Origin of the sequence: Rhizobium lentis (assembly GCF_014200175.1) — a bacterium.
Lineage (GTDB): Bacteria > Pseudomonadota > Alphaproteobacteria > Rhizobiales > Rhizobiaceae > Rhizobium > Rhizobium mulingense.
Map to the genome: position 1 here is coordinate 397,562 of NZ_JACHBD010000002.1, position 13,239 is coordinate 410,800.

The 13,239-nt window shown below is 62.0% G+C and carries 11 protein-coding genes; 4 read left to right on the top strand and 7 right to left on the bottom strand.

The features are described 5' to 3' along the window. Window position 1 precedes the first annotated feature (1 nt). Together GGI60_RS07600 and GGI60_RS07605 are read right to left on the bottom strand one after the other, a co-directional pair. Entirely contained in the window at window positions 2-427 is a 426-nt protein-coding gene (locus GGI60_RS07600; RefSeq protein ID WP_183914495.1) for a response regulator, read from the bottom strand. Continuing rightward, window positions 414-2,555, bottom strand: coding sequence for a sensor histidine kinase (locus GGI60_RS07605; RefSeq protein ID WP_183914497.1), 2,142 nt, complete (start codon window positions 2,553-2,555; stop codon window positions 414-416). The genes GGI60_RS07600 and GGI60_RS07605 overlap by 14 nt, the downstream gene beginning before the upstream one ends. A gap of 193 nt (window positions 2,556-2,748) precedes the next feature. Between GGI60_RS07605 and GGI60_RS07610 the strand changes: the two genes are divergently transcribed. The 3 genes from GGI60_RS07610 (at window position 2,749) to GGI60_RS07620 (ending at window position 4,766) form a co-directional block, all read left to right on the top strand. Then, complete coding sequence (locus tag GGI60_RS07610) at window positions 2,749-3,126, top strand: response regulator (protein WP_183914498.1); 378 nt, start codon at window positions 2,749-2,751, stop codon at window positions 3,124-3,126. Between the two features lie 468 nt (window positions 3,127-3,594). Continuing rightward, window positions 3,595-4,299 (top strand): helix-turn-helix transcriptional regulator, encoded by a 705-nt coding sequence (locus GGI60_RS07615; RefSeq protein WP_183914499.1) that lies wholly within the window; start codon window positions 3,595-3,597, stop codon window positions 4,297-4,299. Window positions 4,300-4,328: 29 nt separating this feature from the next. Further along, window positions 4,329-4,766, top strand: coding sequence for a response regulator (locus GGI60_RS07620; RefSeq protein WP_183914500.1), 438 nt, complete (start codon window positions 4,329-4,331; stop codon window positions 4,764-4,766). A gap of 68 nt (window positions 4,767-4,834) precedes the next feature. Here the strand turns inward: GGI60_RS07620 and GGI60_RS07625 are convergent, their stop codons facing one another. The 4 genes from GGI60_RS07625 to ybaL all read right to left on the bottom strand — a co-directional run bounded on the left by GGI60_RS07625 (window position 4,835) and on the right by ybaL (window position 10,592). Next, window positions 4,835-5,545, bottom strand: coding sequence for an ATP-binding protein (locus GGI60_RS07625; protein WP_183914501.1), 711 nt, complete (start codon window positions 5,543-5,545; stop codon window positions 4,835-4,837). A gap of 173 nt (window positions 5,546-5,718) precedes the next feature. Next, a complete protein-coding gene (gene secD, locus GGI60_RS07630; RefSeq protein ID WP_183914502.1) occupies window positions 5,719-8,265 on the bottom strand; it encodes a protein translocase subunit SecD in 2,547 nt (848 codons plus the stop codon). A gap of 84 nt (window positions 8,266-8,349) precedes the next feature. Next, entirely contained in the window at window positions 8,350-8,730 is a 381-nt protein-coding gene (locus tag GGI60_RS07635) for a hypothetical protein (protein ID WP_183914503.1), read from the bottom strand. Window positions 8,731-8,765: 35 nt separating this feature from the next. Beyond that, entirely contained in the window at window positions 8,766-10,592 is a 1,827-nt protein-coding gene (gene ybaL / locus GGI60_RS07640; RefSeq protein ID WP_183914504.1) for a YbaL family putative K(+) efflux transporter, read from the bottom strand. A 79-nt stretch (window positions 10,593-10,671) separates the two neighbouring features. Here ybaL and GGI60_RS07645 point away from each other — a divergent pair, with 79 nt between their 5' ends. After that, window positions 10,672-10,932, top strand: coding sequence for a helix-turn-helix transcriptional regulator (locus tag GGI60_RS07645; protein ID WP_183914506.1), 261 nt, complete (start codon window positions 10,672-10,674; stop codon window positions 10,930-10,932). A 278-nt stretch (window positions 10,933-11,210) separates the two neighbouring features. On the opposite strand, the gene GGI60_RS07650 is transcribed toward GGI60_RS07645, so the two are convergent. Further along, window positions 11,211-12,632 (bottom strand): ArnT family glycosyltransferase, encoded by a 1,422-nt coding sequence (locus GGI60_RS07650; RefSeq protein ID WP_183914508.1) that lies wholly within the window; start codon window positions 12,630-12,632, stop codon window positions 11,211-11,213. Window positions 12,633-13,239 lie beyond the last annotated feature (607 nt).

Genomic DNA, 13,239 nt, shown 5'->3' on the forward strand with positions numbered 1-13,239 from the left:
GTCAATCCTCGAGCGGCAGGATCGCGATTTCGAACCAGTATTCCTTCAGCCGCTGGATCGCGGCGAACAGGCCGTCGAGATCGACCGGCTTCTGCACATAGGTATTGGCGCCGAGCGCATAGCAGCCTTCGATGTCGCGCTCGTCGTCGGAGGTCGTCAGGATCACCACCGGAATCTTGCGCCAGCCGCCGTTCGACTTGATCGCCTCGAGCGTCTTGCGGCCGTCAAGGCCGGGCATGTTGAGATCGAGCAGGATCAGCCCGGGTTTCGGCACCATCGTCGCGAGCATGTCGAGCGCTTCCTGCCCGGAGGCTGCCCAGCGGATCGAGTTGCGCAGGTTGGTGCGCTTGAAGGCGCGCATCGTCGCTTCGAAATCGTCTTCGCTGTCTTCGACGATGAGGATCGGTTGCGTGTCACGCTGCTGCATTCTGCCCCTCGCGCCTTTTTCCCAGGGTGAAATAGAATGTCGTGCCGACGCCGACTTCGGATTCCAGCCAGATATCACCATTGTGCCGCGCGATGATCTTGCGGACGAAGGTGAGGCCTGCTCCGGTCCCGTCGTCGGAATCCTGCGACTTTTCGAGACGTTTGAAAATGCGGAAAATGTCCTCATGGAATTCCTGGGGTATGCCTTTGCCGTTATCCCTAACGAAAAACACGTTGCGGGCAACCGTGCCGTCCTGACCGACATAGCGTTCGAGATAGCCGATCGAGACCAGCGGCGCCGGCTTGTCGTTGTATTTGATCGCGTTGGTGATCAGATTACGGAACACTTCGGTCAGCCGCGGCGCGTCGCAGACCACGTCCGGCAGCCGGCCGTCGATGACGACCTTGGCATGCCGCTCCTCCAGCAGGAGCTCCATCGTCGCGACCACATCCTTGACGATCAGACCGATGTCGGCGCGTTTGACCGCCAACTGCTGTCGCCCGAGCCGGGAGAAGTAAAGCAGGTCGTTGACGAGCTTCTCCATGCGTTGGCTGAGACGCACCAGGCGGTTTAGCCGGCGCACGCCGTCATCGTCGAGCTTGTCCTGATAGTCCTCGAGGAGAAAGCGGGAATGGTTGTGCAGGCCGCGTAGCGGCTCCTTCAGATCATGCGAGGCTATATAGGCGAATTCATCGAGGTCGTGGTTGCTGCGCTCGAGTTCGGCGGTATAGGCCTCGAGTTGGGCAAGCGTGGTTTTCATCCGCTCTTCCTGCCGGGCGCGCTCGCTGATGTCGCGAACGATGCCGACGAAGGTCTTCGTCTCACCGCTTCGGACGACGCTGATGGACACCTCGATCGGAAAGACGATGCCGTTCTTGCGCCGCCCGGAGACCATGCGCGTCGTGCCGATGATGCGCTCCTCGCCGGTCTGCCGGTAATGGGCGAGATAGCCGTCGTGCTCGGAATGATAGGGCTCCGGCATCAGCATCTTGATGTTCCGGCCGATCGTCTCCTGCGGGGAATAGCCGAACATGCTTTCGGCCGCCGGATTGAAACTCTTGATCGTCCCACGTTCGTCAATGACGATGACGGCATCGGGCGTGCTGCGCACCAATGCGCCGAAGCGGATGCGTTCCGCCTCGAGATTGTGGTGGTTGCGCAGGAAATAGAAGACGAGGATCGCGATCAGCCAGAGCGTGGCGGCGGTGATCGTGCGGTTGGCGATCTCCTGCCAGAAGCCCGCTTCGTCGTGCCGGACGGCGAGGAAGCCGAGCATCAGCAGCACGGTGCAGGCAAAGGCGAAGAAGAGCGGCGCATTCCTGTTGCCGAACCAGAGGGCCGTCAACACCAGCGGCACGTAGAGAATGCCGTTGGCAAGGCCAAGCGGCGTATAGAGATCGACAAGAAGGCCGGTGAAGCAGACCGCCGCCGGGATCCAGAGCGGGATCTGCGCCCGGTTCGCCGGCTGCAGCCACCAGGAGCGGGCAAGAAGGCCCGAGCCGAAGAACACTAGGCCGATCGCCGTATGCAGCGCCATCGCCGCATAGGGGCCCCAGCGGTAGCCCTGTTCGGCATCGGTGACATAGCCGGCGAGCGCGATCATGCCGAGCGTGATGACGACGTAGCTGGTCAGCTCCTGTACCACCTGGCTTTTCGACGTCTCGAAGTGGAGGGAGAGCAGCAGCGAAAAATTGGCGATCAGGAAGATCAATGCGGTGTTGGGGCCCATGCCGCCGCCGATCTCGGCGATGAAGTCGGGCGGAACCAACAGGTGCGAGATCAGCATATCGACATTGTGGGAACGCCGGCCGAGCATGGCGATTTCCACGAGCCGGGCCGCCGCGATCGTCGCTGCAAACCCCGCCATGACCGTTGCCGCCATGCGAAAGCCGCGGCCGGCCAGCGTCGAGGCGGCAAGCCCGACGCCGGAAAGCACGAAACAGAGGGCGGTGTTGAATGCCATCGACGGGAAGCCGGGGATCAGCGAGATGACGATCGCGATCTGCGACAACCAGCCGGCCAGTGCACTGGCGCCGAGAAGCAACATCAGGCAGCCGACAGCAATCGCGAAGGCGCGGTAGCGCCGCCTTCGCTGATCCTGCAGGTCCACGTTGCCCTTATCCTGCACCCGTGTATCCTCCTTCGGTTCGCGCGGCCATTTTTTCCGAAATCGAGGAATACTCAATAGGCAGGCGAAGCCGTCGCCGCGCTTTTTGCGAAATGATTTTTCGATAAGACAGATCGAATTTTCGTGAAATCGCGATATCGTGAGATCGAAGGACGGTGAGGTTCATCGAACAATATCCAAATCATGGTGCTGGATGCCTACCATCGTGTACGTCGACGACAGCAGGGATGATCTCTTCTATCTCGACTATATCCGCAAGAAGCAGCAGATAGACGTCGATCTGTTCTGTTTTTCGACCGCCGAGACGGCGCTCGAGGCGCTGAAGCAGCGCGTGGCCGAAGGCTGGGCTCCGCCGGAGCTGTTGATCGCCGATCTCTACATGCCGCTCGACGGCGGCATCGGTCTGGTGAGCAGGCTGCGCGGCGACGATCGGTTCAGCACGATGCGTCTTGCGATCTGCAGCGGATCGGATGCCGATGAGGATCGCGCCCGCGCGCTTGAAGCCGGTGCCGATTTTTACCTCGAGAAGCCGCTTGACCTCGCCGCGATCGTTCTCAATCTTGAAGTGTAGGAAACGACAAAAACCGGATGGTGCGTTTCCTCGCGTTCGTCCGGGCGATATGACAAACCGCAATTGACAAGGCCGAGTGTGCATCCCAAGATGCAACCGAAACGAAGCGGACGGAATTAAAAATAGGCGCTGAGAGAACCGAATGGACCCGCGTTCGCCGCCACGAACTTCAGCCAACCCCTTAGCTGAATGGGCTTATCGGCTCTCTCGCGCTTACGTCTGGCACTGCCTTCTCGCATTCATGGATGTTGGACGCGTGAAGATTTACGATACCCAGGTAAGAAGTACTGCCCCTCAGTATAACCTGCCCGCGCATCACCTGTAGTTGAGATAACTGATGATTTCTGCTTTGCGTACCGAAAGTCCCCGTTTCGATATCTCTCATCAACCGTCTCGCAATTTTTGTAGCTCTTCGCGTTTAGGACGTATATCCCAAGATTTGGGGATCGGGGGAGAGGAAGATTGGGAATGAGCAATGCCGCGGCAACTCCCTTTCATGCCGGGCCGGAGCTGAGCCGGGCGATCAACCGCACCGATTTTTTCCGTCTGCTGAAAGCGGCGGCACGGCATTATCACTTCGACAATTTCGCGCTTGCCCGCATTTCCGAAGCTTCGGCTCCTTTCGGTGAACGCGATGTCGTCATCACCAATGTCCACGAGCGCCGCGTCGGCCTGTTCATCGCCACATTAAAAGAGGCGCTCGGGACGGTCCGGGCAAAGAGCGCCCAGTTTCTGGCAACGCCGGTCCATGGCAGAAGTGCCGAGCCGGATACCTATCCCTCCGATCGCCTGTTCAACGCGTTCCGCAGCGGCGTCTTCCTTTTCATTCCGCTGTTCACGCCGGAAGGGCGGCGATATTGCCTGGTGCTGAGCGGCGAGCGTGAAGAGCCGGATCAGGGCGAGATCGCCGACCTGCTTCTCGACGCCATGCGGATTTTCGATAAGCTCTACGAGGAAATCCTGACGCATGAAATGTCCGGGCGGCTGACCCAGCGCGAATCGGAAATTGTCAAATGGACGAGCGAGGGCAAGACCTCGGCGGAGATCGCGATCATACTTGGTCTTTCCGAGCACACGGTCAATTCGCATATCACCGCGGCCGCGCGCAAACTTGACGCGGTGAATCGCGTCCACATGGTGGCGATCGCCCTGAGAAACGGTTTGGTGTCGTGACAATGGACTTCGGGACTGGGGAAAATGAGATGACCAGCGAAACGGTCCGAAAGAATGCGGTAAAGGTTCTCTTTGTCGACGACGAGTTCATTGAATTCCGCGCGCTCAAGAAGAAGATCGCCGATCTCTCCGAACCGCTGGTCGAAGTCGAATATTCGCCGTCGATCGGCGACGCGCTGGAAAAGATCCGCGCGGCGCGCTTCGATCTCGTCCTGCTCGACAACCGCCTTCTGCCCAATGCGGATTTCCGCGAAACCGTGCCCGAGCTGCGCGGCATCGGCTATACCGGCCCGATCGGCGTTGTCTCGACCGATATATCGGGCGGCTATTTCCAGGAGTTTCCCGATTACGGCGTCGACTTCCGCATCGGCAAGGATGAAATCGACGCCCAGACGCTGCAGCACATCATCCGCGAATATGTGACCTATGACGTCCCGGATTTCTGGAAGGACGATTACAGTATCTAATGTATCTCGCCCGGACGTGTGTAGCGGTTCCGGGACAACGACATGCATAAAAACAAAGGGCTTTAGCCTCAGGCAATCGGGAGGCGGATGGTGAAGCGGCTGCCGCTTTCGTCCGATTGTTCGAGGCCGATATCCCCGCCAAGCGCCTTAAGAAGCTCCTGCGCCGTCGTCAGGCCCAGGCCGGCGCCGGGGGCTGTACCCGCCTTCGGCAATTTCCAGAACGGCTCGAAGATTCGCTCCCGATAAGCGGGATCGATGCCCGTTCCGTTGTCGGAAATCCGGATCAACAAGTTCTCCCCCTCCTGCTCCGCCGTGATCGCCACACGCGGCGGCGATGAACTGCGATAGGTGAGGGCGTTGGAAATGAGCTGCCGCAGCACCAGGCTGAACAGGGCAGGGTCGGTGCGGATGGAGGGCAGGCCCCGGCAGGCAAGCGTCGCGTCGCGCGCCCCAGTTTCATCGACCAGCTCGGGCCAGATGTGTTCGGCCAGCGCCTGTAGGTTGACCTCTTCGGGCGTGACCTGCGGCGCCCCGGCGGCAAGGCTCATCAATGCCTTGGTGAGCCGCTGCGCGGCCTGCGCCTTTTCCACGATCGTCCTGAGGCTCTGAAGCTGTTGGCCGTCAAGCGTCTCCTCGAGATCGTCCAGCAGCAGTTCGGCATACATGGCGATATGGCGAAGCGGCGATTGCAGATCGTGCGAGGCGGTTGCGAGAAAACGCTTGATGCGCTCTTCGTTTTCGCCGGTGGTCTCAAGCGGTCTCGTCGGGTTGGGTGACATCTGGCGGTTTCCCCGATCTCTGCTGCGTCCGTCGCGAGCCTTTCTCAGACGCGCGACGAATGCTGTAATATCTTGAATTGTTGCATAATTTTATCCTGGCAATAGGCAACAATAAAAACAGGGCGCCGGCTCTGCAACCGGCGCCCTGTTCAAGGATGCGTTAACGACCCGTTTCAGCTCGCCGACTTGCGCGAGCGGCCCTCTTCCGGCGGGATGATATCGACGCCAGCGTCAGTTGCCGGCGCCTTGGCATGGCGGCGGCGCCAGTCGCCGAGGAAGAGCAGGATGGGGGCGGCAATGAAGATCGACGAGGCGCCGGCCACCAGAATGCCGAACACCATCGGGATCGCGAAGCTCGAGACGGCGCTGCCGCCCCAGATCGCCATCGGCACCAGTGCGAGGAAGGCTGTCGCGTTGGTGTAAAGGCTTCGCGCCAGGGTCTCGTTGATCGACTTGTCGATGATCTCGCGCAGCGGCATCGACTTGTAGAGCCGCATATTTTCGCGCATGCGGTCATAGACGACGACCTTGTCGTTCACCGAATAGCCGACCAGCGTCAGGATGGCGGCGATGGCCGTCAGATTGAAGTCGAGGCCGGTGATCGCGAAGAAGCCGATCGCCTTGGTGACGTCGAGCACCAGCGTAACGATGGCGCCGACGGCGAACGGCCATTCGAACCGCACCCAGATATAGATCAGCATCGCCAAGCTTGCGATCACCACCGACAAAATGCCGGCCGAGGCAAGCTCGCCGCTGACCTTCGGACCGATGACGTCGGTGCCTTCGACAGTGGCGGTCGGATCGATCTTGGCGACTTCGGCCTTCAGCTTGGTGACCGCAGCGGTCTGCGCCTCTTCGCCGCCCTCCTGGCGCTGCGCACGAACGAGAATGCTGTTATTGCCGCCGAAGGACTGCAGCGTGATTTCGCCGAGGCCGAGACTGTCCAGGCCTTCTCGAAACTTCGCCAGATCGGCCGTCCCTTGGGTCTTGACGGACATCTGGATGCCGCCGCGGAAGTCGACGCCATAGTTGAGGCCGGGATGAATGAACAGCACGACGGAGGCGATAGAAAGCAGCGCCGAAACGGTAACGCCGAAGAAGCGCGCCTTCATGAACTGGATATGCTTGTCGTAAGGGCTGAACGGGATCAGCGGCCGGATGTTCAGCACCTTCATCTTGCTGCGGCGGGTGATCTCGATCATCGCGACGCGCACGAAGGCGACCGAGGTGAACATCGAGATGATCAGGCCGAGCGCCATGGTCACGGCAAAGCCGCGCACCGGTCCCGAGCCGAACCAGAACAGGATGGCGGCCGCGATCAGGGCCGTCATGTTGCCGTCGATGATGGTCGAATAGGCGCGGCGGAAGCCGGTGTCGATGGCGGCGAAGGCGCTCCGGCCCTTGCGCGTTTCTTCGCGGATGCGCTCGTTGATCAGAACGTTGGCGTCGACCGCCAGACCGATGCCGAGAACGACGCCGGCGATGCCCGGCAGCGTCAGCGTTGCGCCGACCAGCGTCAGCGCCGAGAAGGTCAGGATCGTGTGGATCAGCAGCGCCACGTTCGCCAGGATTCCCCAGGTGCCGTAGAGCACAAAGATGAAGGCTGCGACGAGGACAAAGCCGACGATGCCGGAATAGATGCCCATCCTGATGGCGTCGGCGCCGAGGTCGGCGCCGACGGTACGCTCTTCGATGACCGTCAGCTTGGCGGGCAGGGCGCCGGCTCGCAGCATGGCGGCAAGCGTCGTGGCGCTGTCGGCCGAGAAGTTGCCGGAGATCTGGCCGGAGCCGCCGGTGATCGGTTCGCGGATGACGGGTGCGCTCAGCACCTTGTCGTCGAGCACAATGGCGAAAGGATTGCCGACATTCTGCCGGGTGATTTCGGCAAAGCGGGTGGCGCCGGCGCTGTCGAAGCGGAAGCTGACGATCGGCTCATGCGTGTTCGGATCGAAGCTGACGCGGGCATCCGAAAGACGGTCGCCGGATATTTCGACACGGTCGAGCACCGGATAGGACCGGCCTTCGTCGTCCTGCATCATCGTCACGCCGGGGCCGGGCTGGTTGTTCGGCGACAGCATGTGGAACGACATCTTGGCCGTGGAGCCGAGAAGTTGGCGCAACCGCGTCGGATCTTGCGCGCCGGGCAGCTGCACGAGCACGCGATTGGCGCCGATACGCTGGATGGTCGGCTCGGAGACGCCGACCTGGTCGACGCGCTGGCGGATGACTTCCAGGCTCTGCTGGACGGCATTATCGACATTGGCGGAGATGCCGGCCGGCGAGAAGCCGACGGTGATGGTGGCGCCGTTGGCGGTGACGGCGAGATCCGCCTGGCCGGCGCTGAGGCCGGTGCTGATCGGATTGGCGAGCGTCTTGAGTTCGGTGACGGCCGCATCGCTCTGCGCGGCATCGGCAAGCGTCACGACGATCTGGTTCTGGCTGCGCAGGACGGCCTTCGGCTGGATGCCCTTTTCGCGCAGCACGCGGCGCGCGTCCTGAAGCAGCGATTGCAGCCGCTCCTTGGTCAGATCGGCTTCGTCAACTTCCAGGACGAGGTGGGAACCGCCGCGAAGGTCGAGGCCGAGCGACACCTGCTCATGCGGAAGCCAAGCCGGGAGGCGTTGGAGGGTGGATTGCGGCAGGATGTTCGGCAGAGCGATCAATAGGCCGATCACGATGATCACCGAATAGGTGAACACCAGCCAGGGTGAATTGCGCATGTTGTATTCCTTAGATAATCGAGGGCCGGCGCTCGGGCGCTGGCGGCATGTCGTCAATGCTCGGAAGCGCCGCTCGGCGCAATGTCAGGCGGCGGCCGGCGGTGCGCGCGGCTGATGGGCCCTGAAAACTGAAGCATGAAGCGGAGCTTCGAATGCCGGGAGAGGAGAGGCCCTGTCCCAGCCGGCGAAATCGAGGGCCGGGCCAGCGGCAAGGGCAGGCGACCCTGCGTCGAAGGCGGCCTGTTTCGGCGCAAGCTTGCGCTCGGCGGCAAGCACCCCGCGCACGGCATCGCGCGCGCTCAGCTGCGGCGGCTGCGGATCGCGGCCGGACGAGGAAAGCGTGTTGACGGCGGTCGCCGGCGCGATGACGAGATTGCCACCGAAAAGCAGCCCGATATAGGCAAGGACTGCGAAGAGCAGGGAAGCAGCGATACGGTTCGTCAGACGGCGCTGGTCCAGCTCCATCTCCTCCGTCCCGGCGATGTCACTTCCGTATCGGCTCAAAAGCGCGCCAATCTTTCATTTCTTTCCGGCGGAGGGTCATCCGTCGGGGCAATTGTATCAGGCCCATGATCGTCTTCATAGGCCACACTCTCATGATGCACTTGGGCGAGCCGGTCAACCATGCCCAGTGCGATTTCGCGTTCGCCCATGATAACGGTGTCGGCGCCATATTGCTTCAGCGCATCGACTTCGGCGTCGGAATGGGCGCGGGCGACGATGAGAATGGATGGATTGGCGCTGCGCGCCTGCTCGGCGATGCGGCAGGCTTCGAAGGCGTTCGGAATGGCGATGGCAATGCTGCGCGCCGCCGGCAGATTGGCGAGATCGAGCGTCTCCGTGGCCGCTGCATTGCCCAGGAAAGCTTCGATACCCTGGGCTTTAAGCTCGCCGATACGCTTGTCGGAATCCTCGATGACGAGGAAGGGCGTGCCCGCCGATTTCAGGTTCTGCCCGACGATTCTGCCGACCCGCCCGTAACCGACGACAATGGCATGGCCGTGGAGGCCGCTCGGATGCACCTCGTCGTCTTCAGTCGGCACCGCTTCTTCAGCGGGTACCACAGCGGGCTCGGCTGCGCTCTCCTGACGTTTTGCCCCTTCGAGCCACGGGCGCATGCGGTCGCAGAGGAAGAACAGCAGCGGATTGAGGATGATCGAGATGATGGCGCCGGCCAGAATCAGGTCGCGGCCTTCCTCCGGCAACAGTCCGAGGTCGACGCCGAGGGCGGCGAGGATGAAGGAGAATTCGCCGATCTGGCCGAGGCTCGCCGAAATGGTCAGCGCCGTGGCGAGCGGCCTCTTGAAGACGAGCACGATCAGCAGGGCGGCGACTGATTTGCCGATGACGATGATGAAAATGGTGGCGAGGATCGGCAGCGGACTGTCGATCAGGATATTCGGATCGAACAGCATGCCGACCGAGACGAAGAAGAGCACGGCGAAGGCATCGCGCAGCGGCAGGCTTTCCTGGGCGGCGCGATGGCTGAGCTCGCTTTCGGCCAGCACCATGCCGGCGAAGAAGGCGCCGAGCGCCAGCGACACGCCGAAGAGCTTGGCCGCGCCGAAGGCGACGCCGAGCGCAATCGCCAGCACGCCGAGCCGGAAGAGCTCGCGCGAGCCGGTATGGGCAATGCGATGCATCATCCAGGGAATGAGCTTGCGGCCGAAGACCAGCATCAGCGCCACGAACAGCGCCACCTTCACCAACGTCATGGCGATCATGCCGCCGATGCCGAGATCGAGGCCGAACAGGCGGTTCAGCCCCGCCGAAAGCGGCTCGGCGGGAGCATGACCTTCGTCGCCGATGCCGGCTGCCGCCGGGATCAGCACCAGCGCCAGCACCATGGCGAGGTCCTCGACGATCAGCCAGCCGACGGCGATCCGGCCGCGCTCCGTCTCCACCAGCCGCCGCTCCTGCAGCGCCTTCAACAGCACAACGGTGGAGGCAACCGAAAGCGCCAGGCCGAACACCAGGCTGCCGCCGGTCGGCCACCCCATGAGGGCGCCGAGCCCCCAGCCGAGCAATGTCGCAAAGCCGATCTGTGCGATCGCGCCGGGCAGCGCGATGCCGCGCACCGATATCAGGTCTTTCAGCGAGAAATGCAGTCCGACGCCGAACATCAGCAGGATAACGCCGATTTCGGCAAGCTCCGGCGCAAGGTTCTGGTCGGCCACGTAACCCGGCGTATGCGGTCCGACCAGCACGCCGGCGACCAGATAACCGACGAGCGGCGGCATGCGCAGCCGATGGGCAAGTGCGCCGAAGATGAAAGCCAGCACGAGGCCGCCGACGATTGTCGAGATCAAGGGCGTATCGTGCGGCATTACCGTCTCCCGCTCTGGAAATCCTGCGCTCAATATGACATATATGGTCTATATCGACCAATATGGGTGAGTTGGAATCATGGGTCAAGGTGCAAGGGCGACAATTCTCACGCCCGCTCTCTGCCGCGCGGCGCGCGGCCTGCTCGACTGGACCCAGACGGAGCTGGCCGACAGGGCCGCCGTCTCGCGCAGCACCATCCGCGATTACGAGGGAGGCCACCACGACATTCACCGCGCGACGGAGGCGCAGCTGCGCCTCGCCTTCGAAGGGGGTGGCGTCAGGTTCGTCGAAATCGAAGGCGCGGGCACCGGCCTCTGCCTCCCCGATCGGCCGGGGTAGAGCCTTTCCTGGTTAGATTGAAGCATTCTGCCGGAGCAGGTTTTCGTCAGGGCAGAGGCGATTGGCGACGGGCATACCCTCAGGTACGTCCGAGCCGATCGCCTCTGATCCTGGCGGAAAGGTGCCCGGCCCTTCGGGTTGGCTAAAACGGGCCGGCTGATCGACCGGCCGGCTTCGCCGTAGGACTGGGCTACGACGCGCGCCGGCCGGTCGACCATCCGACTCCGTTTGAGCCGACAGAATGCTTCAATCTAACCAGGAAAGGCTCTAAACCGGACTCACGGCGCCAGGCAGGTGGCCGAGACTTTGTAGATATAGAGCGTCTTGCCCTTGTAGTAGCCTGCGGTCGGCTGCCAGCTCTTCAGCACCTCGGGCGTTTCGGCCGCGCAGGCGAAGGGACCGTCTGTCAGGAAAAGCACCTTGCCGGCGGTCTCGGCGGGCAGCGCGAATTCCTGCTCGTAATAGCTCTCCGGAAGGCCGGCCGGCGCCCGCGCATAGATCCTGTAGGAGGCATCGCGCAGCGTATAGAAAAGATCGGCGACCATGTCGCGGTTGTTGGTGACGATGATGTCGGTGCCGGCCTGATCGGCGAGCTCTGCGGCCTCGCGGCTGACCTCGGCGCGGCCGAGATAACGCTTCATCAATTCGTCGCCGTTCGGCAGCAGCAGCTGCTGCGGAAAGATCGTCGCCAGCGGAAACAGCAGGCTCGCGACGCCGTTGATGGTGAGCGACAGCCTCAGCCCCTTCGGCCAAATCCGGTAAAGCAGCCAGACGGCGAGGATCGTCCCCGCGACATAGGCGGTCACGGCCCAGTTGGCATAGGCCTTGGCGACCGTCGCCTGAAGGGTGATGAGCGCCACCACCGGCATCGACAGCCAGACCAGCATCTTCTCGCGGTCGTCGCTCCGGCCCTTGATCATGCGATAGACCGCCCAGAGGATCGCGAAGAAGATGATCGGCCCGACGACGCCGAACTGCGCGGCGAAGAATTCAAGTCCGCGGCGGAAATTGATGCCGAGGTCGCTCCAACGGGCGATATCCTGCGTATGGCGCACCGTCGTATTGTCGTGCTGCAGGTTCCACCAGAGGTTCGGCAAGGCAACGACCGCCGCGACCGCGACGGCGATGATGAAATCCCGGATGGCGATCCGCGCCGCCGGAATGAGGAGCAGGGCAAGTGCGCCGCCCGGAACGACGAACAGCACTGCATATTTCGTCAGGAAGGCGAGGCCGACCCCGAGGCCCATGACGAGCGCCAGCCCGACCGAGCGCCGCTGCGTCAGGCCGAAATAGGCAAGCAGGGCGATAGCGATGAAGAACAGCAGGATGACGTCGGTCGAGAAGAACACCGAGGAAAGCGCCACGCCGGGCAGCGTGATATAGGTGGCGCCCGTCCAGCCTTCGATCTCCGGCCCCACGAAACGCTTCGCGACTTTCATCAGCACCAGTGCCGCCGCCATGTGGATCAATGGCCCGAGCAGCCTGATGAAGTAGATGGCGTCGGAGCCCGAAAACTCGGTCATCGTCCGGATCACCCAGGCTATCATCGGCGGCTTGGAATAATAGCCGAGATCGAGATTCTGCGACCAGAACCAGTACTGCGCCTCGTCGACGAAAAGGTCCGTCGCATCAAAATAGAGCGTGACCACGCGCCAGAGCGTGAAGCCGAGAACGATGAGAAGACCAGATCTGGGGGACATGAACGTGAGTGTTCCGCTGACATGAAATGCGCGAGTGCGATTACACCAAAGGCGCCGGACTGCCAACGGGGAAGGGGCTTAGAACACCCGCAGCATGCGGATGTCGCGGCTTGCCGCGAGGGAATCGAGCCGGGCGATGGCTGCAAGCACGCTCATTGCGATCAAGCAGGAACCCAATCCGAGAACAATCATTGCTCTGTCCTTGTCGACGTCATGTCTTGGTTGTCGACCGGCATATACCACGGAGCTTGCGTGTGCCTTGTAGCAGCCGTGCAACTCTCCGGCAGTATTTCTCGCGAACTGCCTTGAACTGCTTCAAAAGCCGGCTAGCGGACAGGCTTATTAACCTTCGGGCAAGGAATTAACCATAAACATTGGGTTACACGTCGGAATGGGAAGATGCACTCGTTCCCACCAGGCATGACGCCGTACCGCCGTACCGGGTCGATCCGGTATCCATCTCTTCAGACAGCTCCGAAACATGGCTGATCAGGGGGTTTTGAGCCGCCGTTGTACCCGGAGGCTGAGGACCATCTCCACGCTTTGCGTTCATCGGATGCAGCGACAGTTTTAGCCGGGCATTCGCCCGGAACGTGGGTTGGGGACA

What these genes read in the sequence shown, in the direction of transcription:
- GGI60_RS07600 (WP_183914495.1), bottom strand. Translation starts at nt 427, where the DNA reads ATGCAGCAGCGTGACACGCAACCGATCCTCATCGTCGAAGACAGCGAA.
- GGI60_RS07610 (WP_183914498.1), top strand. Translation starts at nt 2,749, where the DNA reads ATGCCTACCATCGTGTACGTCGACGACAGCAGGGATGATCTCTTCTAT.
- GGI60_RS07615 (WP_183914499.1), top strand. Translation starts at nt 3,595, where the DNA reads ATGAGCAATGCCGCGGCAACTCCCTTTCATGCCGGGCCGGAGCTGAGC.
- GGI60_RS07620 (WP_183914500.1), top strand. Translation starts at nt 4,329, where the DNA reads ATGACCAGCGAAACGGTCCGAAAGAATGCGGTAAAGGTTCTCTTTGTC.
- GGI60_RS07625 (WP_183914501.1), bottom strand. Translation starts at nt 5,545, where the DNA reads ATGTCACCCAACCCGACGAGACCGCTTGAGACCACCGGCGAAAACGAA.
- secD (WP_183914502.1), bottom strand. Translation starts at nt 8,265, where the DNA reads ATGCGCAATTCACCCTGGCTGGTGTTCACCTATTCGGTGATCATCGTG.
- GGI60_RS07635 (WP_183914503.1), bottom strand. Translation starts at nt 8,730, where the DNA reads ATGGAGCTGGACCAGCGCCGTCTGACGAACCGTATCGCTGCTTCCCTG.
- ybaL (WP_183914504.1), bottom strand. Translation starts at nt 10,592, where the DNA reads ATGCCGCACGATACGCCCTTGATCTCGACAATCGTCGGCGGCCTCGTG.
- GGI60_RS07645 (WP_183914506.1), top strand. Translation starts at nt 10,672, where the DNA reads ATGGGTCAAGGTGCAAGGGCGACAATTCTCACGCCCGCTCTCTGCCGC.
- GGI60_RS07650 (WP_183914508.1), bottom strand. Translation starts at nt 12,632, where the DNA reads ATGTCCCCCAGATCTGGTCTTCTCATCGTTCTCGGCTTCACGCTCTGG.